This is a genomic window from Pseudomonas gessardii (assembly GCF_001983165.1).
In the GTDB taxonomy this organism is placed as follows: domain Bacteria; phylum Pseudomonadota; class Gammaproteobacteria; order Pseudomonadales; family Pseudomonadaceae; genus Aquipseudomonas; species Aquipseudomonas gessardii.
This window is the reverse complement of the sequence record NZ_MNPU01000002.1, coordinates 150885-172574: the sequence shown is the minus strand read 5'-3', so window position 1 is coordinate 172574 and position 21690 is coordinate 150885. Positions and strand designations below refer to the sequence as shown.

At 60.8% G+C, this 21690-nt stretch carries 16 protein-coding genes; 6 read left to right on the top strand and 10 right to left on the bottom strand.

The genetic code is table 11. From position 1 onward, the window contains the following. Positions 1-258 precede the first annotated feature (258 nt). From mfd to BLL38_RS02960, 3 genes are read left to right on the top strand one after another with little or no spacing between them, the layout of a single operon-like run. A complete protein-coding gene (gene mfd / locus BLL38_RS02970; RefSeq protein ID WP_076961275.1) occupies positions 259-3708 on the top strand; it encodes a transcription-repair coupling factor in 3450 nt (1149 codons plus the stop codon). A 10-nt stretch (positions 3709-3718) separates the two neighbouring features. Then, complete coding sequence (locus BLL38_RS02965) at positions 3719-4288, top strand: CsiV family protein (RefSeq protein ID WP_076961274.1); 570 nt, start codon at positions 3719-3721, stop codon at positions 4286-4288. Positions 4289-4297: 9 nt separating this feature from the next. Then, positions 4298-6991 carry a DEAD/DEAH box helicase gene (locus BLL38_RS02960; protein WP_076961273.1) on the top strand — a complete coding sequence of 898 codons (2694 nt, stop codon included), beginning with the start codon at positions 4298-4300 and terminating at the stop codon, positions 6989-6991. A gap of 97 nt (positions 6992-7088) precedes the next feature. On the opposite strand, the gene nagZ is transcribed toward BLL38_RS02960, so the two are convergent. Together nagZ and BLL38_RS02950 are read right to left on the bottom strand one after the other, a co-directional pair. Then, entirely contained in the window at positions 7089-8099 is a 1011-nt protein-coding gene (gene nagZ, locus BLL38_RS02955; RefSeq protein WP_076961272.1) for a beta-N-acetylhexosaminidase, read from the bottom strand. A 140-nt stretch (positions 8100-8239) separates the two neighbouring features. Further along, positions 8240-8947: a TetR/AcrR family transcriptional regulator gene (locus BLL38_RS02950; RefSeq protein WP_076961271.1), complete on the bottom strand. Its 708-nt coding sequence runs from the start codon at positions 8945-8947 to the stop codon at positions 8240-8242. 263 nt (positions 8948-9210) lie between these two features. Between BLL38_RS02950 and lexA the strand changes: the two genes are divergently transcribed. Both lexA and sulA read left to right on the top strand, forming a co-directional pair. Next, positions 9211-9819, top strand: coding sequence for a transcriptional repressor LexA (gene lexA, locus BLL38_RS02945; protein WP_029300096.1), 609 nt, complete (start codon positions 9211-9213; stop codon positions 9817-9819). Between the two features lie 10 nt (positions 9820-9829). Then, the gene (gene sulA / locus BLL38_RS02940) at positions 9830-10309 is read left to right on the top strand and encodes an SOS-induced cell division inhibitor SulA (protein ID WP_076961270.1); all 480 of its coding nucleotides are present in this window, start codon (positions 9830-9832) and stop codon (positions 10307-10309) included. 148 nt (positions 10310-10457) lie between these two features. Here the strand turns inward: sulA and BLL38_RS02935 are convergent, their stop codons facing one another. The 7 genes from BLL38_RS02935 to BLL38_RS02905 all read right to left on the bottom strand — a co-directional run bounded on the left by BLL38_RS02935 (position 10458) and on the right by BLL38_RS02905 (position 18872). Continuing rightward, on the bottom strand, positions 10458-10691 hold the full coding sequence (locus BLL38_RS02935) for a hypothetical protein (protein ID WP_026136850.1): 234 nt from the start codon (positions 10689-10691) through the stop codon (positions 10458-10460). Between the two features lie 198 nt (positions 10692-10889). Then, on the bottom strand, positions 10890-11411 hold the full coding sequence (locus BLL38_RS02930) for a DUF6586 family protein (RefSeq protein WP_076961269.1): 522 nt from the start codon (positions 11409-11411) through the stop codon (positions 10890-10892). Between the two features lie 129 nt (positions 11412-11540). After that, positions 11541-14162, bottom strand: a complete 2622-nt coding sequence (topA, locus tag BLL38_RS02925) for a type I DNA topoisomerase (protein WP_076961268.1) — start codon at positions 14160-14162, stop codon at positions 11541-11543. Positions 14163-14276: 114 nt separating this feature from the next. Continuing rightward, entirely contained in the window at positions 14277-14513 is a 237-nt protein-coding gene (locus tag BLL38_RS02920; protein WP_076961267.1) for a DUF1653 domain-containing protein, read from the bottom strand. 95 nt (positions 14514-14608) lie between these two features. Beyond that, positions 14609-15784: an acetyl-CoA C-acyltransferase FadA gene (gene fadA / locus BLL38_RS02915; RefSeq protein WP_003172567.1), complete on the bottom strand. Its 1176-nt coding sequence runs from the start codon at positions 15782-15784 to the stop codon at positions 14609-14611. Between the two features lie 29 nt (positions 15785-15813). Beyond that, positions 15814-17961, bottom strand: coding sequence for a fatty acid oxidation complex subunit alpha FadB (gene fadB / locus BLL38_RS02910; protein WP_076961266.1), 2148 nt, complete (start codon positions 17959-17961; stop codon positions 15814-15816). A gap of 473 nt (positions 17962-18434) precedes the next feature. After that, the gene (locus BLL38_RS02905; protein ID WP_076961265.1) at positions 18435-18872 is read right to left on the bottom strand and encodes a hypothetical protein; all 438 of its coding nucleotides are present in this window, start codon (positions 18870-18872) and stop codon (positions 18435-18437) included. Between the two features lie 105 nt (positions 18873-18977). On the opposite strand from BLL38_RS02905, the gene BLL38_RS02900 reads away from it, so the two are divergent. Then, positions 18978-19415, top strand: a complete 438-nt coding sequence (locus tag BLL38_RS02900; RefSeq protein WP_076961264.1) for a universal stress protein — start codon at positions 18978-18980, stop codon at positions 19413-19415. A 178-nt stretch (positions 19416-19593) separates the two neighbouring features. Here BLL38_RS02900 and BLL38_RS02895 read toward each other — a convergent pair whose 3' ends face one another. Further along, complete coding sequence (locus BLL38_RS02895; RefSeq protein WP_076961353.1) at positions 19594-21510, bottom strand: ATP-binding cassette domain-containing protein; 1917 nt, start codon at positions 21508-21510, stop codon at positions 19594-19596. Positions 21511-21690: the final 180 nt, after the last annotated feature.

Genomic DNA, 21690 nt, shown 5'->3' with positions numbered 1-21690 from the left:
ACATAATTTTTGCCGCGGCGCAGCCCAGTAAATACGCGGCTTCCAGCGCACCCCTTGGGGAAAGGCCCTGGCGACTTATCCGTAACCCTCCGAAACATATGTACATTTTTGCACTACATACCGAGTCAAAACCGCGCATTGTTTGTCTTAGCCACTACATTTCCTACAAACCGTATTAGGCACAGTCAGCAACTGACAGGCGGCACTCCAGGCCGTTACAATTACCGACTTTGTCGCAACGCTGGAGCTCAACCTTCCGTGCCCGTCCTGCGTCTACCGCTACTCCCTGCCGAGGCAGGTAAACAGCATTGGGGCAACCTGCCCGGTGCCGCCCTGAGCCTGGCCATTGCCGAGGCTGCCAGTGCAGCCAAGCGCTTTACCCTGCTATTGACCGCCGACAGCCAAAGCGCCGAGCGGCTGGAGCAGGAGCTGAGCTTCTTCGCCCCCGATTTGCCGGTGCTGCATTTCCCGGACTGGGAAACCCTGCCCTACGACTTGTTCTCGCCGCACCAGGACATCATCTCCCAGCGCATCGCCAGCCTGTACCGCTTGCCGGAACTGGCCCACGGCGTGCTGGTGGTGCCGATCACCACGGCCCTGCACCGCCTGGCGCCGACCAAGTTCCTGCTGGGCAGCAGCCTGGTGCTGGATATCGGCCAGAAGCTCGACGTGGAGCAAATGCGCACGCGCCTGGAAGCCAGCGGCTACCGCTGCGTTGATACGGTGTACGAGCATGGTGAGTTCGCCGTGCGCGGCGCGCTGATCGACCTGTTCCCGATGGGCAGCAAACTACCCTACCGCATCGACCTGTTCGATGACGAAATCGAGACCCTGCGCACCTTCGACCCGGAAAACCAGCGCTCCATCGACAAGGTGCAGTCGATCAAACTGCTGCCGGCCCGGGAGTTCCCCCTGCAAAAAGACGCGGTCACGCGCTTCAAGGCGCGCTTTCGCGAACGTTTTGACGTGGACTTCCGCCGCTGCCCGATCTTCCAGGACTTGAGCAGCGGGATCACCCCCGCCGGTATCGAGTACTACCTGCCACTGTTCTTCGACGAAACCTCGACCCTGTTCGACTACCTGCCCCAGGACACCCAGGTGTTCTCGTTGCCGGGCATCGAGCAGGCAGCGGAAAACTTCTGGAACGACGTACGCAACCGCTATGAAGAGCGCCGCGTCGATCCATCCCGGCCGTTATTGCCGCCTGCCGAGCTGTTCCTGCCGGTAGAAGACTGCTTCGCCCGCCTCAAGAACTGGCCGCGCGTGGTTGCCAGCCAGCAAGATGTGGAAGCCGGCGTCGGTCGCGAACGCTTCCCGGCCCAGACCCTGCCGAACCTGGCCATCGAGGCCAAGGCCAGCCAGCCGCTGCAAGCGTTGTCCGACTTCCTCGGCGACTTCCCCGGTCGCGTGCTGTTTACCGCCGAATCCGCCGGGCGCCGCGAAGTGCTGCTGGAGTTGCTGGAACGCCTGAAGCTGCGGCCAAAAACCGTCGACAGCTGGCCAGACTTCGTGGCTGGCAAGGATCGCCTGGCGATCACCATTGCCCCGCTCAACGAAGGCCTGCAACTGGATGATCCAGCCCTGGCGCTGATTGCCGAGAGCCCGCTGTTCGGCCAACGCGTGATGCAACGCAGGCGCCGGGAAAAACGCGCCGATGCCAACAACGACGCGGTGATCAAGAACCTCACCGAACTGCGCGAAGGCGCGCCGGTGGTGCATATCGACCACGGTGTGGGGCGCTACCTGGGCCTGCAGACCCTGGAGATCGACAACCAGGCCGCCGAATTCCTCACCATGGAATACGCCGAGGGCGCCAAGCTCTACGTGCCGGTGGCCAGCCTGCACCTGATCGCCCGCTACACCGGCAGCGACGACGCCCTGGCGCCGTTGCACCGCCTGGGCTCCGAGACCTGGCAGAAAGCCAAGCGCAAGGCCGCCGAACAGGTGCGCGACGTGGCCGCCGAACTGCTGGACATCTATGCCCGCCGCGCAGCCCGCGAAGGGTATGCGTTCGCCGACCCGAAGGCCGACTACGCCACCTTCAGCGCCGGCTTCGCCTTTGAAGAAACCCCGGACCAGCAAACCACCATCGACGCCGTGCGCGCCGATATGCTCGCGCCCAAGCCCATGGACCGCCTGGTGTGTGGCGATGTGGGCTTCGGCAAGACAGAAGTGGCGATGCGCGCCGCGTTTATCGCGGTGCATGGCGGCCGCCAGGTGGCAATCCTGGTGCCGACCACCCTGCTCGCCCAGCAGCACTACAACAGCTTTCGCGATCGCTTCGCCGATTGGCCGGTGACCGTGGAGGTAATGAGCCGCTTCAAGTCGGCCAAGGAAGTCAACGCAGCCGTCGCCGACTTGGCCGAAGGCAAGATCGATATCGTGATCGGTACGCACAAGCTGCTGTCGGACGATGTGAAGATCAAGAACCTGGGCCTGGTGATCATCGACGAAGAGCACCGCTTTGGCGTGCGCCAGAAGGAGCAACTCAAGGCCCTGCGTAGCGAGGTCGATATCCTGACCCTGACCGCCACGCCGATCCCGCGCACGCTGAACATGGCGGTGTCGGGCATGCGCGACCTGTCGATCATCGCCACGCCGCCGGCGCGACGCTTGTCGGTGCGCACCTTCGTCATGGAGCAGAACAAAAGCACGATCAAGGAAGCCCTGTTGCGCGAATTACTGCGCGGCGGCCAGGTCTACTACCTGCACAACGATGTGAAAACCATCGAGAAATGCGCCGCCGACCTCGCCGAACTGGTGCCGGAAGCGCGGATCGGCATCGGCCACGGGCAGATGCGCGAGCGCGAACTCGAACAGGTGATGAGCGACTTCTACCACAAGCGCTTCAACGTGCTGATCGCCTCGACCATCATCGAGACCGGCATCGACGTGCCGAGCGCCAACACCATTATCATCGAGCGCGCCGACAAGTTCGGCCTGGCGCAACTGCACCAGTTGCGTGGCCGGGTCGGCCGCAGTCACCACCAGGCCTATGCCTACCTGCTAACGCCACCGCGCCAGCAAATTACCGGCGATGCCGAAAAGCGCCTGGAAGCCATCGCCAACACCCAGGACCTGGGCGCGGGCTTTGTGCTGGCCACCAACGACCTGGAAATCCGTGGCGCCGGCGAACTGCTGGGCGACGGCCAGAGCGGGCAGATCCAGGCCGTGGGCTTTACCCTGTATATGGAGATGCTGGAGCGGGCGGTGAAGGCCATCCGCAAAGGCGAGCAACCGAACCTCGACCAACCCCTGGGCGGCGGCCCGGAAATCAACCTGCGCCTGCCGGCATTGATTCCCGAGGACTATCTGCCGGATGTGCATGCCCGGCTGATCCTGTACAAGCGCATCGCCTCGGCCACCGACGAAGAAGGCCTCAAGGACCTGCAAGTGGAGATGATCGACCGCTTCGGCCTGCTGCCGGAACCGACCAAGAACCTGGTGCGCCTGACCCTGCTCAAGTTGCAGGCCGAGCAATTGGGCATCAAGAAGGTCGATGCCGGCCCCCAGGGCGGGCGTATCGAGTTTGAAGCGCAGACGCCGGTGGACCCGTTGGTACTGATCAAGTTGATCCAGGGCCAGCCCAACCGTTACAAATTCGAAGGTGCCACGCTGTTCAAGTTCATGGTGCCGATGGAACGTGCCGAAGAACGCTTTAATACATTGGAGGCGTTGTTTGAGCGCCTTATCCCGAAATCTGCTTGAAGGACATCCCATGCGCCTGCTTCGTATCCTGAGCCTGTTGTGGGTAGTAGTCGCACCTTCGGCGTTTGCCGACAGCCTCTACCAGGTGGAAATGATCCTGATCCGCCAGAATGCGGAGCCGCCGGTCAACAGCCGGCCGGCCCCGGAAAACTGGGATGCCGGCCTACCCCGCCAGGGGGGCGAAAAAATCAGCCCGCCGCGCCTGAACAACATCGTCGACAAACTCCAGGCCAGCGGCGACTACACTGTGCTGCTGCACAAGGCCTGGGAACAGACCCTGGGCGAACAGCCGGTGAAGGTGAAAATCACCGACGGCCAGGAACAGTTCGGCCAGTACCCGATCCAGGGCACCCTGGAGCTGAAACTGGGGCGCTTCACCAGCATTGATGCGAGCTTCTGGCTCAACCAGTTCGACAACAACGGTAGCGTGATTGCCAGCGAACACCTGAGCCAGCCGGACGTGCGCACCAAGAACAACCAGCTCAACTACCTCGATGGCGGCCACCTGGCCTTGCTGATCAAGATCACCTCCCTCACCGCCAAGCCACCGAGCGCACCGCCGCCCGGCCTGGCAGACTGATCCAGCGCCATGTCCCTGCCGTCGCCGCTGACCAAGCCCCTGGCCCCTTCCTGGGCCAACCGTTTCAAGGAACAAAGCCTGGAGCGCGGCCGGCGCTACGCCCTGGAAAACCGCGTGCGGATTGTCGAGTCCGGCGACAGCACCATTATCGCAAGCTGCGAAGGCTCGGGCGGCAATGTGTATCGCCAGACCATCTCCCTGCGCGAATCAGCCAAGGGCGCCCTGATCCTGGTGGACAGCCGTTGCACCTGCCCGGTGCACACCAATTGCAAACATATCGCGGCGGTGCTGCTGCAAGTCCAGGAAACCCTGGCCTACCCGGCGGCGGCCAAGGATGCCGAGCTGCTGGAAAAGCTGCAGGCCGTGCTGGATAACCGCGTGGTCCTGCCGCAAGTGATGCTTGAGGATGTGCAGCCGATTCCCCGGCTGTGGCTGGCCAGTATCGAGTTCAGCGCCTTTGAGCCGCGCAACGGCAAGATGCAGCGCTATATCCAGCACCGGGCGGCGCTGTCGTTCAACTACCTGGGCAACTACGTCAGCGGCCAGAAAAACGCCGATATCATGGTGCGCCAGGAGACCCAGAGCCTGCGGATCAAGCGTCACCCCGAGGTCGAGCAAGGGTTTCGCGAGCAACTGCGCCTGATGGGCTTCAAGATCGCCACCCGCCAGAGCAAGGCCTTGCCGGAAAGCGCCGGCGAGCTATTTGAGATGGTCAATGACAGCGCCTGGCTGAACTTCACCCTCAATGCCTCACCGACCTTGCGTGCCGAGGGCTGGGAGTTGCAGATCGATGAGGATTTCGGCTTCGACCTGAGCCCGGTCGATGACTGGTACGCCAGCGTCGATGAAGTGCCGGAGCGCGATTGGTTCGACCTGGAGCTGGGGATTATCGTCAATGGCGAACGCCTGAGCCTGCTGCCGATCCTGTTGAACCTGATGCGCTCCCACACCGAAATCCTCAACCCGGAAAAGCTCGCGCGCCGCCGCGACGACGAACTGATCCTGGTGAACATCCCCGGCCTGCCCAATGGCGGCCACGGCCCGCTGCAAGTCGCCCTGCCCTATGGCCGGCTCAAACCGGTGCTGGCGACCCTCGGCGAGTTCTACCTGCAAGAGCCCGGCACCACCGTCTTGCGCCTGGCCAAGGCCGACGCCATTCGCCTCAACCCGCTGGAAGACCTGCCCCTGCAATGGGAAGGTGGCGAGCAGATCCGCAGCTTTGCCCAGCGCCTGCGCGACATCAAGGACTTCACCTGCACCGCCCCCGAAGGCCTGAACGCCACGTTGCGCCCCTACCAGCTCGAAGGCCTGAGCTGGATGCAGTCCCTGCGCCAACTGGAAGTGGGCGGGATTCTCGCGGACGACATGGGCCTGGGCAAAACCCTGCAGACCCTGGCGCATATTCTCAGCGAAAAAATCGCCGGGCGCCTGGACCGGCCATGCATGGTGGTGATGCCCACCAGCCTGATCCCCAACTGGCTCGACGAAGCCGCGCACTTCACCCCGCAGCTCAAGGTGCTGGCGCTGTACGGTGCCGGGCGCAAGAAGCACTTCGCCCAGTTGCACGATTACGACCTGCTGCTGACCACCTACGCCCTGCTGCCCAAAGACATCGAGCAACTGGCCGCGCAGCCGCTGCATGTTTTGATTCTCGACGAAGCCCAATACATCAAGAACCCCACCAGCAAGGCCGCCCAGGCCGCCCGCGAGCTGAATGCACGCCAGCGCCTGTGCCTGAGCGGCACGCCCCTGGAAAACCACCTGGGCGAGCTGTGGTCGTTGTTCCACTTCCTGCTGCCGGGCTGGCTGGGCGATGTAAAAAGCTTCAACCGTGATTACCGCGTGCCCATCGAAAAACGCGGCAGCGACGTGCGATTGCAACACCTCAACGGTCGGATCAAGCCGTTCCTGCTGCGCCGCACCAAGGAGCAGGTGGCGACTGAATTGCCGCCCAAGACTGAGATCATCCACTGGGTCGATCTCAACGAAGCCCAGCGCGATGTGTACGAAACCATGCGCCTGGCCATGGACAAAAAGGTGCGCGACGAGATCACCCGCAAGGGCGTGGCTCGTAGCCAGATCATCATTCTGGAAGCGCTGCTCAAGCTGCGCCAGGTCTGCTGCGACCTGCGCCTGGTCAACGATGCCACCCTGCCCACGCGCGGCAGCAGCTCCGGCAAGCTCGACAGCCTGATGGAGATGCTCGACGAACTGTTTGCCGAAGGACGCAGGATTTTGCTGTTCTCGCAGTTCACTTCGATGCTCAGCCTGATTGAAATCGAGCTGAAAAAACGCGGGGTCGCCTATGCCTTGCTGACCGGCCAGACCCGCGATCGGCGCGCGCCGGTCAGGGACTTCCAGAGCGGCAAGCTGCAAATCTTCCTGATCAGCCTCAAGGCCGGTGGCGTGGGGCTTAACCTGACCGAAGCCGACACCGTGATCCACTACGACCCCTGGTGGAACCCGGCCACGGAAAACCAGGCCACCGACCGTGCGTACCGCATTGGCCAGGAGAAGCCGGTGTTTGTGTACAAGATGATTGCCCGCGGCACCGTAGAAGAGAAAATCCAGGCCTTGCAGCAGGAAAAATCAGACCTGGCGGCGGGCGTACTGGAGGGTCGTACCACGGGCGACTGGAAGCTGGGCAACGAGGAGATCGAGGCGCTGTTTGCGCCACTGCCCAATAAGCAAGAGAAGCGTTGACCGTTAGGTCGCTATCGCAGGCAAGCGCCCACATTTTGCGCTGTGAATACATTCAAAATGTGGGAGCTGGCTTGCCTGCGATAGACGCGCCTCAGCCTTATTCGATCAACTGAGCATCGCGAAGCGCACCGAGCGCCGCCAGCCAACGCGGGTCCTGCTTATAGTCAGTCGACGCCATCGCCGGCCCACGCATCCGGGCAATGCGGGCCGACGGCGTGACCTTCATGCGCTGGGCGGCACTCAGGGCCAGCTCGGCGGCCGCGCGGTCATTGCACACCAGGCCCATGTCGCAGCCAGCACTTAAAGCAGCCTCGATCCGGCTCGCCGCGTCCCCCACCACATGGGCACCGGCCATGGACAGGTCATCACTGAAAATCACCCCGTCGAACTGCAGTTCGCCGCGCAGGATGTCCTGCAGCCAACGGCGCGAGAAGCCGGCCGGCTGGTTATCCACCTGCGGGTAAATGACATGGGCCGGCATGACGGCGGCCAAGTGCTTGCTCAGGCGCGCGAACGGCACCAGGTCATGAGCACGAATCTGTTCCAGGCTGCGCTCATCATTGGGAATGGCGACGTGGGAATCTGCCTCGGCCCAACCGTGACCCGGGAAGTGTTTGCCGGTGGCGGCCATGCCGGCGCTGTTCATGCCCCGGATAAAGGCGCCGGCCAACAGCGCGGCGCGCTCGGGATCGCCCTCGAACGAGCGTGTGCCCACCACTGCGCTGCGCTGGTAGTCGAGGTCCAGCACCGGGGCGAAGCTCAGGTCCAGGCCAACCGCCAGCACTTCCGTGGCCATGACCCAGCCGCACTGCTCGGCCAGGTATTCGGCATTGGCATTGTCCGCCAGCGCCCGCATGGCCGGCAGGCGGACAAACCCCTGGCGCAGGCGCTGGACCCGACCGCCTTCCTGGTCAACGGCCAGCAACAGGTCCGGGCGCACCGCACGAATGGCGGCGCTCAATTCCCGCACCTGGCGCGGATGCTCGATATTGCGCGCAAAAATGATCAGGCCACCCACTTCAGGCTGGCGCAACAAGTGGCGATCTTCAGCCGTCAGCCAGGTGCCGGCGACGTCCACCATCAAAGAGCCTTGCAGGGCAGCAGTCATAAATTTTCCTTGAATGACGCGCGCGCGCCACCACCTCGCCTGGTCGAGCCGGGCAAGGCGGTGGGGTGCGGGTAACGAGTTGAAATCGGCATGGGCGGCTAGCTTAGCGGATGCAAGCAGTTGCGCCCAGACGCCAGCGGTTAAACCTTGGCGGCCACGGGGACGGACTTGCTGCGCGGGCGCAGTTGGGCGGCCGCCATGGCCGCGTCGGTAACCCCGCTTTCCGCGCGCATGCCGGCCGCCAGGAACGGCACCATCAGGCGCATCACCTGCTCAATGGAGGTGTTGACGCCGAAATCGGTTTCGGCAATGGCGCGCAAGGCCTTGATCCCGGACATGCTGAACGCCGCGGCACCGAGCATGAAGTGCACGCGCCAGAACAATTCGATGGGGGGAATACGCGGGGCGGCTTCGTTGACCAGCAACATGTAGCGACGGAATACCTTGCCGTACATGTCTTCGAGGTAACGGCGCAAGTGGCCCTGGCTCTGACTGAAGGCCAGGCCCAAGAGGCGCATGAAAATCGACAGGTCGTTGCCGCTGCGCGGCTGTACCACCAGGGCTTGCTCGACGAGGATTTCCAGCAGGTCTTCCAGGCTCGGCTTGTTGTCGGGCTTGGCCTGGCGTCGCTCCAGCTCACGGTCGAGGCTAACGCAGAACGGCCCCAGAAAGCGTGAGAACACCGCCTGGATCAGGGCTTTTTTCGAGCCGAAATGATAGTTCACTGCCGCCAGGTTGACCCCGGCCTTGCTGGTGATCAGCCGCAATGAAGTTTCAGCAAATCCTTTTTCCGCGAACAACTGCTCGGCAGCATCGAGAATGCGTTCAACGGTTTCCGACTGGGCCATGGCTACTCCGCCTGACAAACACTTGTTTGAAACATACGTTTCACCTTGTGCAATGTCAAGCCTGCAGGTCCGTTTTCCGGCCGGGCAGTCACCCGATTCGCACCTATTTAATCACATCTTCAACAACCTGTAGGCAGCGCTGTCTCCAGGCTTTGCAAGGGCCGACAGATGACCGTCCGGCGGAGTCGGCAAAAACGATGATTGCCAAGCGCAGTTCACTGTATATAATCCCAGTCACTGTATAAAAAGACAGAGCGATCAACATGCTAAAACTGACGCCACGCCAAGCTGAGATTCTCGCTTTTATCAAGCGCTGCCTCGACGACAACGGCTATCCGCCGACCCGGGCAGAAATCGCCCTGGAGCTGGGGTTCAAATCCCCCAATGCTGCCGAAGAACACCTGAAGGCCCTTGCTCGCAAGGGCGCGATCGAAATGACCCCGGGTGCATCCCGTGGCATTCGTATTCCCGGCTTTGAAGCCAAGGCCGACGAATCGACGCTGCCGATCATTGGCCGGGTCGCTGCCGGTGCGCCGATTCTGGCACAACAGCACGTCGAGGAATCCTGCAATATCAACCCGACCTTCTTCCACCCTCGCGCCGACTACCTGTTGCGGGTCCATGGCATGAGCATGAAGGACGTGGGCATCTTCGACGGTGACCTGCTGGCCGTGCACACCACCCGCGAAGCGCGCAACGGCCAGATCGTCGTGGCCCGCATTGGCGACGAAGTGACGGTCAAGCGCTTCAAGCGCGAAGGCAGCAAAGTCTGGCTGCTGGCAGAAAACCCCGAGTTTTCGCCGATTGAAGTCAACCTGAAGGATCAGGACCTGGTGATCGAAGGCTTGAGTGTCGGCGTTATTCGCCGCTAACGGAGGCATCATGCAGTTCCCACACGCGCAACAACACACACAACTGCCGCTGTTTGAGGCCTTTTTGGCCCAGCCACTTGCCCCCCTCCTCAGCGAGGCGGTGGAGTCCCCATGGACCGCCCCCGCTGAACCTGAGGTATTCAGTGAATTGTCGTTGCGCGGCGCTGCCGGGAACTGCCTGAGCCTGCTGGCGCCGATCCTGCGCGAATTGAGCGAGGAGCAGGACGCCCGCTGGCTGACCCTGATCGCCCCACCCGCCAGCCTGACCCAGGCCTGGTTACGCGATGCGGGCCTGAACCGCGAGCGTATCCTGCTGTTGCAACCACGCGGCACCCAGAGCGCTCAGCAACTGACCTGCGAGGCATTGCGCCTGGGGCGTAGCCACACCGTCGTCAGTTGGCTGAACCCGCTGGGTGCTTCGGCCAAGCAGCAGTTGATCAGCGCAGCGCGCACGGGCGATGCACAAAGCTTGAATATTCGATTGGGATAAGCCCGAGACTGACGCGCAACGCGTTATCGGGAGCACTGCAGGTCGTCCGATTGCAGCCTGACGTCAGGTCAGTGCCTGCGATGGACACAAGGCTTCTACAGAACCAAGAAGCCGATTGAGTATTTGAATCTTAAAACGACAAACGGGCTCAGTGAAGAACCCGTGGACCGTCGTCTTTCTCTGGTTCGCCTTCAGCCAGACGCCCCGCCATCTGCACACCTACGCTCAACATGGCTTTTGCCACTTCCACGTGCTGGCCTTGCAGGAACGCCTTGGCGTCTTCGGAAAAGTCCAAAGTCACCAGAGAACCCTCGTCCTCAGCCCTGCGCAGCTCGATTCGGCCGTCGGGCAATTCAACAATTTCCAGAAAGGACGTTGGCATAAAAATCTGTTCTCCACGAAAGGCCGGCATTATATCAGTCATCAACGCGGCCTCGCTCAGGATCTGAACAGCTTTCTTTACGGCTTGATGAATGGTCTGTAGGCGTTGGCTTGCCAGCGATAGCGCTCTGGCAGTCAACTTGGCATTGCTTGATCAATTGTTATCATCGGCAAGCCGGCACCTACATTGTCCTGCCGATCAGCACTCGTTCAAGCCATCCCGAAAGCGGATCGCCAGCTTCTTCAGCTCCTGGCGCCAGCTCTCCAACTCAGCCCGGCTCAGCGGCTCCGGCCCTTCTTCTTCCAGGCTAACCGCAACGATCAACGGCTGGGTCACATCGCCCTTGGGCTTGTGCGGCACACGCGGCGGCTGGAACAGCGCCGAATGGGCAGCCAACAAGCGGGCCAGCCAACTGTCAGGGCTGCGGGCCATTTCCACCAGTTCGGCCAACTCGGGGATGGCCATAGACTCGAGCACCTCACGGGTCAGGATATCCTCGGCCCGAGGCGCATTCGCCTGGGGTAGGCGATAAAATCCGGCAATTTCATGGCACAACCCCAGCAAAGCCCCATATAGATGGAACAAGGCCGACTCTCGCCCCGCCTGGACCAGCGCAATAGCATTCATCTCCTTCCCTTCCTCGGCACGACCAAGGGCTTCCAGGGACAAACCCGCGAAGTAAATTTTCTGATTGGTACGGGTATAGAGTTCGTTGGCCATGACGGCAGTCTCCACAACGACATAAACGTGATGCTGGCTGAACAGTGTCACGGATGAGACAAGCCCACTGCAAGCGCAAAACAAAAGGCCGCCTGTGAAGGCGGCCTTTATTTCAATGCAGGAGCGGGATCAAGCGCCCTGGCGCTTGTCCTCCACCTTCCACTTGCCACCGTCGTAGAACGCCTTCCAGCCCGTAGGCTTGCCGTCCACCTCGGTCTGCACGTATTGCTCCTTGGTCTTGCGGCTGTAGCGGATCACCGCCGGACGACCGTCGGGATCCTTCTTCGGCGCTTCGCACAGGAAGTGGTACTTGGGATCGATCTCATCCTTGTGCGGCACGATTTCCAGCACCAGGGGCGCACGGGTCTCGCGGTTTTTCGGGAACTGGCTGGCGGCCAGGAACAGGCCCGAAGCGCCGTCACGCAGGATGTAGGTGTCGTTGACCTTCTCGCACTTGAGCTCGGGCATCTTCACCGGGTCCATCTTCGGCGGCGCCGCGTCACCACTTTTCAGCAGTTTGCGGGTGTTCTTGCAGGTTGGGTTGGTGCAACCGAAGAACTTGCCGAAACGGCCGGTCTTGAGTTGCATCTCGCTGCCACACTTGTCGCACTCCAGGCTTGGACCTTCGTAGCCCTTGATGCGGTAGGTGCCCTCTTCGATCTCGTAGCCGTTGCAATCCGGGTTGTTACCGCAGATGTGCAGCTTGTGCTTCTCGTCCAGCAGGTAGGCATCCATCGCCGTGCTGCAGATCGGGCAACGGTGCTTGCCACGCAGCACCAACGACTCGGATTCACCCTCGTCGTCGGCAGCAATTTCATCACCCGGTACCAGGTTGACCGTGGCCTTGCAGCGCTCTTTGGGCGGCAGGCTGTAGCCCGAGCAACCCAGGAACACCCCGGTAGACGCGGTGCGGATCTGCATCGGCCGCCCGCAGGTGGTGCACGGAATATCCGTCATCACCGGCTGGTTGGCGCGCATGCCGTTTTCCGGGCTCTCGGCGACTTCGAGTTTTTTCTTGAAGTCACCATAGAATTCGTCGAGTACGTTTTTCCAGTCGCGCTCGCCCTGGGCCACGTCATCGAGGTTCTCTTCCATGCCGGCGGTAAAGCCGTAGTCCATCAGGTTGGAGAAGCTCTCGGACAAACGTTCGGTAACGATATCGCCCATCTTTTCCGAATAGAAACGACGGTTATGCAGGGCCACGTAGCCACGGTCCTGAATGGTAGAGATGATCGCCGCGTAGGTCGAAGGACGACCGATCCCGCGCTTTTCCATCTCCTTGACCAGGCTGGCTTCCGAATAACGGGCCGGCGGTTTGGTGAAGTGCTGGCTCGGATCAAGCTTGATCAGCTTCATCACATCGCCCTGGGCCATATCCGGCAGCACGTCGTCATCGCCCGGCTTGGCGATTTGCGGCATTACGCGGGTGTAGCCGTCGAACTTGAGGATACGGCCCTTGGCACGCAGCTCGAAGTCCCCAGCTCCCACCGTGACGGTGGTGGACAGGTATTGCGCCGGCAGCATCTGGCAAGCCAGGAACTGGCGCCAGATCAGCTCGTAGAGGCGCTCAGCGTCACGTTCCATGCCCGTGAGCTTGCTTGGCTCGGTATTGGCATCGGAGGGGCGGATCGCTTCGTGAGCCTCTTGTGCGCCTTCCTTGCTGCTGTAGACGTTTGGCTTCTCCGGCAGGTACTTCTTGCCGAACTCGCTTTCAATATAGGTACGCGCCATCGCCACCGCGTCCACCGACAGGTTGGTGGAGTCGGTACGCATATACGTGATGTAGCCCGCTTCGTACAGACGCTGGGCCATCATCATCGTCTTCTTCACGCCAAAGCCCAGGCGGTTGCTCGCGGCCTGTTGCAGGGTGGACGTGATGAACGGCGCCGACGGCTTGCTGCTGGTGGGCTTGTCTTCGCGCTTGACGATGCTGTAGCTGGAAGCCTTGAGCTTGTCCAGCGCAGCCATGGCCTGGGCTTCGTTGAGCGGCTTGAAGGCCTCGCCTTTCTCGCGGGCCACGTCAAAGCGCACGGTAGCGCCCTTGGCGGTACCGAGGTCCGCGTGGACTTCCCAGTACTCTTCAGGGTTGAACGCACGAATCTCGCGCTCACGCTCCACCACCAGCTTGACCGCTACCGATTGCACACGGCCAGCGGACAGGCCACGGGCAATCTTGGCCCACAGCAATGGCGAGACCATGTAGCCGACGACGCGGTCGAGAAAGCGCCGCGCCTGCTGGGCATTGACGCGGTCAATGTCCAGTTCGCCCGGCTTGGAGAAGGCTTCCTGGATCGCCTTCTTGGTGATCTCGTTGAACACCACGCGTTTATAGCGGCTGTCATCCCCACCGATGGCTTCGCGCAGGTGCCAGGCAATGGCTTCCCCTTCGCGGTCCAAGTCCGTCGCCAGATAAATGGTGTCGGCATCCTTGGCGAGCCGGCGCAGCTCCTCGATCACCTTTTCCTTGCCCGGAAGGATTTCGTACTTGGCCTTCCAGCCATGATCCGGGTCCACACCCATGCGCGAGACCAGCTGCTTGCGCGCCTTCTCTTTAGGCGAGAGCACCGGACCTTCGCCCGCAGCCGCCTTGCCGCGCTTGGCAGCAGGCTCCTTGCTGGCGCTAGCCGAACCGCTGGTGGGCAGGTCTCGGATATGGCCGATACTCGACTTCACCACGTACTCGTTGCCCAAGTACTTGTTGATGGTCTTGGCCTTAGCCGGGGATTCCACAATGACCAGCGATTTGCCCATGGATCGGAAAATTCCTGAATTCGAGAAGAGAAAGGCGGTTGGCGCCTGACGCGGCAACGCTATATATAGTGGCAACACAGTGAGGTCAAGCGCGGCATTGCGCGCAACCTGCCGTTATTGCCCTGAAAAAAGACTGGGTTCGACCTGCACCAAAGCAAAGCGCGGGACCTGCTTGCCGTCAACTTCAACGGTCTCCAGGAACATGCTCAAGGGGCGTACCCAAAAGCCGTAATCGCCATACAACGCTTGGTAGAACACCACTTCTTCTTCGGTCTCGGAGTGCCGCGCCACATTAAAAACGCGGTACTCGGGACCTTTATAATGCCGGTAGAGCCCTGGTTCGACTTGCATGCTCTGGCCCTCTTACAAAATTTGTTAAAAAAAAATTAAAAATTCCAAAAAACAAAAACCGGGGCACTGGGCCCCGGCTTCCGTCAACCCAACGCTTAGACGCGTTCGAAGACGGTGGAAATGCCTTGGCCGAGACCAATGCACATGGTTGCAACCCCAAGGTTGCCGCCATTTTGCTTCATCACGTTAAGCAAAGTGCCGGAAATACGTGCACCGGAGCAACCGAATGGGTGGCCCAGGGCGATCGCACCGCCGTGCAGGTTAACCTTCTCGTTCATCTTGTCGAGCACTTTCAGATCTTTCAGCACGGGCAGGGCCTGTGCGGCGAAAGCTTCGTTGAGCTCGAAGAAGTCGATGTCGGAGATGCTCAGACCTGCGCGCTTCAAGGCTTTTTGTGTGGCCGGTACTGGACCATAGCCCATGATCGCCGGGTCCACACCCGCCACGGCCATGGAACGGATCACTGCCAGAGGCTGGATCCCCAGGTCCTGGGCACGCTGGGCCGACATCACGATCATGCACGAAGCACCATCGGTGATCTGCGACGACGTACCGGCTGTCACGGTGCCGCCCTTTGGATTGAACGCCGGCTTCAAGGCCGCCAGGCTTTCCAGGGTGGTGTCTGGACGAATGGTTTCGTCGTAGTCGAACAGTTTCAGGAAACCGTTCTCGTCGTAGCCGTTCATCGGGATGATTTCATCCTTGAACTTGCCTTCCACGGTGGCCTTGTGGGCCAGTTGGTGGGAACGCACGCCGAATGCATCCTGGGCTTCACGGGTGATGCCGTGCATCTTGCCGAGCATTTCCGCGGTCAGGCCCATCATGCCCGAGGCTTTTGCCGCGTACAGCGACATGTGCGGGTTGGGGTCGACGCCGTGCATCATGCTGACGTGGCCCATGTGCTCCACGCCGCCGACCACAAACACATCACCGTTGCCGGTCATGATCGCCTGGGCGGCTGTGTGCAGCGCGCTCATCGACGAGCCACACAGGCGGCTGACGGTCTGGCCGGCAGCAGTGTGCGGGATCTGCGTCATCAAGGAGGCCATGCGCGCGATGTTCCAGCCCTGCTCCAGGGTCTGGTTGACGCAGCCCCAGATCACGTCCTCGACTTCGTTCGGGTCGACCTTGACGTTGCGTTCCAGCAGTTTGCTGATCAGGTGCGCCGACATGTCTTCGGCACGGGTGTTGCGGTGCATGCCGCCCTTGGAGCGGCCCATCGGAGTACGACCGAAGTCGACAATCACGACGTCTCTTGGATTCAAGCTCATAAATATTCTCGCTCTAGTCGTTTGGGCGCTTAACCGAAGAAGCTCTGGCCGTTCTTGGCCATCTCGCGCAGCTTCGCGGTCGGGTGGTACAGCGGGCCCAGATCAGCGTACTGATCAGCCAGGGCAACGAACTCGGCCACACCGATCGAGTCGATGTAACGCAGCGCACCGCCACGGAATGGAGGGAAACCAATGCCGTACACCAGGCCCATATCGGCCTCGGCGGCGGTTTCGACGATGCCGTCTTCCAGGCAGCGCACGGTTTCCAGGCACAGGGCGATCATCATCCAGTTGATGATGTCCTCGTCGGACACTTCACGCTGCTCGTAGACGATGGGAGCCAGCACTTCGTGAACCGATGGGTCGGCAACTTTCTTCTGCTTGCCCTTCTTGTCGGTCTCGTAGGCGTAGAAGCCCTTGCCATTCTTCTGGCCCAGGCGCTTGGCTTCGTAGAGTGCATCGATGGCCGAGCGACGGTCGTCTTTCATGCGGTCCGGGAAGCCTTCAGCCATAACGTCGCGACCGTGGTGGCCGGTGTCGATACCGACCACGTCCATCAGGTACGCCGGGCCCATGGGCCAGCCGAATTTTTCCATGACCTTGTCGATCCGCACAAAGTCCACGCCAGCGCTGACCAGCTTGGCGAAACCGCCGAAGTACGGGAACAGCACGCGGTTGACCAAAAAGCCCGGGCAGTCGTTGACCACGATCGGGTTCTTGCCCATTTTCTTGGCGTAGGCAACGGTGGTGGCAACGGCCAGCTCGCTGGACTTCTCGCCACGGATCACTTCCACCAGCGGCATCATGTGCACCGGATTGAAGAAGTGCATGCCGACGAAATTTTCCGGGCGCTTGAGGGCCTTGGCCAGCAAGGTGATGGAAATGGTCGAGGTGTTGGACGCCAGGATCGTGTCTTCTTTGACCTGGGCCTCAACTTCAGCCAGTACCGCCTGCTTGACCTTCGGGTTCTCGACAACGGCTTCGACCACCAGGTCGACGTGGCCGAAATCACCGTAGGACAGCGTAGGACGAATGCCGTTAAGCACTTCAGCCATTTTCGCAGCGGTCATGCGGCCTTTATCAACGCGGCCTACCAGCAGCTTGGCGGCTTCGGCCAGGCCTTGCTCGATCCCGTGCTCATTGATGTCTTTCATCAGGATCGGCGTGCCTTTGGACGCCGACTGATAGGCAATACCGCCGCCCATGATCCCGGCGCCGAGGACGGCAGCCTGTTTCACGTCTTTAGCAATGGCGTCGTAGGCCTTGGCCTTTTTCTTCAGTTCCTGATCGTTCAGGAACAGGCCGATCAGGCTCTGTGCAGCCGAGGTCTTGGCCAGTTTGACGAAGCCGGCGGCTTCGATCTCCAGGGCCTTGTCGCGACCGAAGTTCGCGGCTTTCTGGATGGTCTTGATCGCTTCGACCGGGGCCGGGTAGTTAGGACCCGCTTGACCGGCGACAAAACCCTTGGCGGTTTCAAACGACATCATTTGTTCGATGGCGTTGAGCTTGAGTTTTTCCAGCTTCGGCTGACGCTTGGCCTTGTAGTCAAATTCGCCGCTGATGGCGCCCTTGATCAGGTTCAGTGCCGCTTCTGCGAGTTTTTCCGGGGCAACCACAGCATCCACGGCGCCCACTTTCAGCGCGTCTTCAGCACGGTTTTCCTTGCCAGCGGCAATCCACTCGATGGCGTTATCGGCACCGATGATGCGCGGCAGGCGCACAGTACCGCCGAAGCCCGGGTAGATGCCCAGCTTGACTTCCGGCAGGCCGATTTTCGCGCTGGAGGCCATGACGCGGAAGTCCGCGGCCAGGCACATTTCCAGACCGCCGCCCAGCGCGATGCCATTGATCGCGGCAACGGTCGGTACGTTGAGGTCTTCGAAATCGCTGAAAATCTTGTTGGCTTCGAGGTTGCCAGCCACAAGCTCGGCATCGGGCAGCTTGAAGTTGTCGACGAATTCGGTGATGTCGGCGCCGACGATAAACACGTCCTTGCCACTGGAGACGATCACACCCTTGATCGATGCATCAGCCTTGATGGTGTCTACGGCCTGACGCAGTTCGTTCAGGGTTAGACGGTTGAACTTGTTGACGGACTCACCCTTGAGGTCGAATTTCAATTCGACGATGCCACTTTCAAGAGCCTTAACCGTGATGGCTTTACCTTCGTAAATCATCAACTGATCTCCACGATATGGAAGCTGAACAGTACACATCGGACGCTGGCCCCTGGTCGGGCATTGATCATGTCGTCAATGCTCACGCCAACGCGCCAGGCACACCCGCCAATGCGATAGTCGGGATTATGTATGAGATGCCTTACAGACAAACACTCAATTCATACGCCCGTTTGATTTGGGTACGCCACCTTCAGTCAATTCCTGGCAATTGTCAATCGCCCGAAAGGGCCACCAAAACGCGACTTTTCAGTCATTTCAGAACCGCCAAGACGAATCAATGCGCAGGTATTCACAGAATCAATAATCGAAAAAGCCTGGAAAGTGCCTGTACAGCGACAGATATCCGGCTAGGCTAGCGGCACGTTTGAACGCCTGGGCGAATGCACGGCGCGATGGATTGCACAATTTACCGGCCTGCCTGGCCAACTCCAGCCCGATGATGATGTCGGGCTTTTTATTGCGGCGAGGTATCAGGCCAGGGCCTTGAGCAAGGTGTTGATGGCCTGTAAGTCACTGAATTCGCCCTTCTCGCCCCAATACAAGGCAATCATTTGCCCGTCGGCTTCGATTTTGTAGACGTTATCGGGCAGCGTTGCAAAATGCGGCAACAACTTCTCGTCAACGCAGATTTCCTGCCATTGATTGACCCACACACCCAGCTCCAACTGCCAGTAAACCCACAGCGCGGGTTTGCTGCCGCGCCGTGGCCGACAGTACTGCGCACAAGGGCTGGGCGGCTCCTGCTTGAGCCAGTGCGGCCATTCCTGGGGCGACAGCTGCATGGCCAGGCCGATGCGTCGCGCTTCCATGCGCAGGGCCATGCGCCCGCTCTGGTGGCGCGAGGGGCGCAGCCAGGCCAGGGGGCTCAAGACCACGAGAAGGATTGACACCACTATCCAGACCGTCATATGTGTACTCCCGAATTTCTAGATGAGCGGATTTGACCTGACTCAACCCCATCCGCTTGAAAGCAGCCATACTGAACTTATTGCAGTCCCCTGGAGGAACGCCTCATGACTTACGAACATATTCTGGTCGCCGTGGACCTGACCGAAGAGTGCGATCCGGTGATCAAGCGCGCCATGGCCGTTGCCGGCGATAGCGCCAAGCTATCCCTGGTGCATATCGTCGAACCCATGGCCATGGCCTTTGGCGGCGACGTACCGATGGACCTTTCGCAACTGCAACAGCAGCAGTTCGACCAGGCCAAGGAGCGCCTGGGGCGGCTGACCGATAAGTATCCCGCGTTGAAAGCAGAGCAAAACCACCTCAAATATGGCCAGCCGCGCCAGGAAATCCACGAACTGGCCAAGGAGCAACAGTGCGACCTGATCGTGGTGGGCAGCCATGGCCGTCACGGCCTGGCGTTGCTGCTGGGCTCCACTGCCAACGATGTACTGCACGGCGCACCGTGCGACGTACTGGCAGTGAAGCTGGTAAAAAGCTCGTAAGAACACTGCAAATCAAATGTAGGAGCTGGCTTGCCTGCGATAGCAGTCTGTCAGTTGATACATCTGGTGGCTGGCATACCGCTATCGCAGGCAAGCCAGCTCCTACCTATTGAAGTGCATTTCATATAAAAAAACCGGTGCTCGTAAGAGCGCCGGTTTTTTATTGCTGCGAAATCATTCAGGCATCCAGCTCGGCCCAACGCTCAACCAATACTTCCAGCTCCTGGTTCAGCTTCTCCAGGGACTCGATAACCTTGGCCGTTTCCGCCGCAGGACGCAGGTAGAAACCCGCGTCAGCCATTTCGGCCTCCACGGCAGCGATCTGCTGCTCCTTGGCGTCGATATCACCCGGCAAGGCTTCCAGCTCACGCTGCAACTTGTAGCTGAGCTTTTTCTTGGCCGCCGGCGCAGCGTCCTGAACAGGTTCGGCAGCGGCAGGTGCAACCACCGCAGAGTTCAAGTCGGCCTTGCCAGACTTGCTCTCGGTCACGCCCAGCAGGCGCGGCGAGCCGCCCTGGCGCAGCCAGTCCTGGTAACCACCGACGTATTCGCGCACTTTGCCCTCGCCTTCAAAGACCAGGGTGCTGGTGACCACGTTGTCGAGGAATGCCCGGTCGTGGCTGACCATCAGTACGGTGCCGTTGAAGGTCAACAGGACCTCTTCCAGCAGTTCGAGGGTTTCCACGTCGAGGTCGTTGGTCGGTTCGTCGAGCACCAGCAGGTTGGCCGGTTTGCTGAACAGCTTGGCCAGCAGCAGGCGCGCACGCTCACCGCCAGACAGGGCCTTGACCGGCGTGCGGGCACGTTGCGGGCTGAACAGGAAGTCGCCCAGGTAGCTCAGCACGTGGCGGCTCTGGCCGTCGATATCGATAAAGTCGCGGCCTTCGGCGACGTTGTCGATCACGGTCTTTTCCAGGTCCAACTGGTGGCGCAACTGGTCGAAGTAGGCCACGTCGATGCGCGTGCCCTCTTCCACGGTGCCGCTGGTCGGTTGCAGGCCGCTGAGCATCAGCTTGAGCAAGGTGGTCTTGCCGGTGCCGTTGGCGCCCAGCAGGCCGATGCGGTCGCCGCGCTGCAGGACCATGGAGAAGTCCTTGATCAGGAACGGGCCGTCCGGGTGATGGAAGCTGACGTTCTCCAGGACCATCACCTGCTTGCCCGACTTGTCGGCGGTATCGAGCTGGATATTGGCCTTGCCGGTGCGCTCGCGACGTTCGCTGCGCTCCACACGCAAGGCTTTCAGGGCGCGTACGCGGCCTTCGTTACGGGTGCGGCGGGCCTTGATGCCCTGGCGGATCCAGACTTCTTCCTGGGCCAGTTTCTTGTCGAACAGCGCGTTGGCGGTTTCTTCAGCGGCCAGGCTGGCTTCCTTGTGCACCAGGAAGCTGGCGTAGTCGCCATTCCAGTCGATCAGGCCGCCGCGATCCAGTTCGAGGATGCGCGTGGCGAGGTTCTGCAGGAAAGAACGGTCGTGCGTGATAAACAGCACGGCGCCCTGGAAGTCCTTGAGGGCTTCTTCCAGCCAGGCAATCGCGCCGATATCCAGGTGGTTGGTCGGTTCGTCGAGCAGCAGCAGGTCCGGTTCGGATACCAGGGCCTGGGCCAGCAGCACGCGGCGACGCCAGCCACCGGACAATTGGGCCAGGGTCTTGTCGGCCGGCAGTTGCAGGCGGCTCAGGGTGCTGTCGACCAGTTGCTGCAAGCGCCAGCCATCACGGGCTTCGAGGTCTTGCTGGACGTGCATCAGTTTGTCCAGGTCTTCCTCGGTGACGCAGTTCTGCGCCAGGTGATGGTATTGGGCAAGCAGTTCGCCCACGCCATCGAGGCCTTCGGCAACCACGTCGAACACGGTCCGTTCGTCGGCCACCGGCAATTCTTGCGGCAATTCGCCGATCTTCAGGCCCGGGGCGCGCCACACGGAGCCGTCATCGGGCTTCTGGTCGCCTTTTACCAGCTTCATCATGCTGGACTTGCCGGTGCCGTTGCGGCCGATGATGCACACCCGCTCACCACGGGCGATCTGCCAGGACACCTTGTCCAACAACGGCATAGCGCCGAAAGCAAGGGACACATCGCTGAATTTGAGCAGGGTCATACGCTTCTCCAAAAACTGGGCGCGCATTCTACCTGAGTTGGGGGGTGAAGCGGCCGGCATTTTCATGCCCGACACGTTCTGTAGGACATTTCTTGAGAACTTCAGCGAAGCGCCCTGCAAAGCTTTCACCGGCTGTAGGCAAAAGGCTAAGCTAGGAGCAATCAGTGTCGGCGGCGCCGG

Bases quoted from the DNA above. Each gene is read 5' to 3' on its own strand.
- BLL38_RS02895 (WP_076961353.1), bottom strand. From the start codon at position 21,510: ATGACCCTGCTCAAATTCAGCGATGTGTCCCTTGCTTTCGGCGCTATG.
- BLL38_RS02935 (WP_026136850.1), bottom strand. From the start codon at position 10,691: ATGCCAACGTCCTTTCTGGAAATTGTTGAATTGCCCGACGGCCGAATC.
- BLL38_RS02930 (WP_076961269.1), bottom strand. From the start codon at position 11,411: ATGGCCAACGAACTCTATACCCGTACCAATCAGAAAATTTACTTCGCG.
- fadB (WP_076961266.1), bottom strand. From the start codon at position 17,961: ATGATTTACGAAGGTAAAGCCATCACGGTTAAGGCTCTTGAAAGTGGC.
- fadA (WP_003172567.1), bottom strand. From the start codon at position 15,784: ATGAGCTTGAATCCAAGAGACGTCGTGATTGTCGACTTCGGTCGTACT.
- BLL38_RS02920 (WP_076961267.1), bottom strand. From the start codon at position 14,513: ATGCAAGTCGAACCAGGGCTCTACCGGCATTATAAAGGTCCCGAGTAC.
- BLL38_RS02960 (WP_076961273.1), top strand. From the start codon at position 4,298: ATGTCCCTGCCGTCGCCGCTGACCAAGCCCCTGGCCCCTTCCTGGGCC.
- BLL38_RS02900 (WP_076961264.1), top strand. From the start codon at position 18,978: ATGACTTACGAACATATTCTGGTCGCCGTGGACCTGACCGAAGAGTGC.
- BLL38_RS02905 (WP_076961265.1), bottom strand. From the start codon at position 18,872: ATGACGGTCTGGATAGTGGTGTCAATCCTTCTCGTGGTCTTGAGCCCC.
- BLL38_RS02950 (WP_076961271.1), bottom strand. From the start codon at position 8,947: ATGGCCCAGTCGGAAACCGTTGAACGCATTCTCGATGCTGCCGAGCAG.
- lexA (WP_029300096.1), top strand. From the start codon at position 9,211: ATGCTAAAACTGACGCCACGCCAAGCTGAGATTCTCGCTTTTATCAAG.
- nagZ (WP_076961272.1), bottom strand. From the start codon at position 8,099: ATGACTGCTGCCCTGCAAGGCTCTTTGATGGTGGACGTCGCCGGCACC.
- topA (WP_076961268.1), bottom strand. From the start codon at position 14,162: ATGGGCAAATCGCTGGTCATTGTGGAATCCCCGGCTAAGGCCAAGACC.
- BLL38_RS02965 (WP_076961274.1), top strand. From the start codon at position 3,719: ATGCGCCTGCTTCGTATCCTGAGCCTGTTGTGGGTAGTAGTCGCACCT.
- sulA (WP_076961270.1), top strand. From the start codon at position 9,830: ATGCAGTTCCCACACGCGCAACAACACACACAACTGCCGCTGTTTGAG.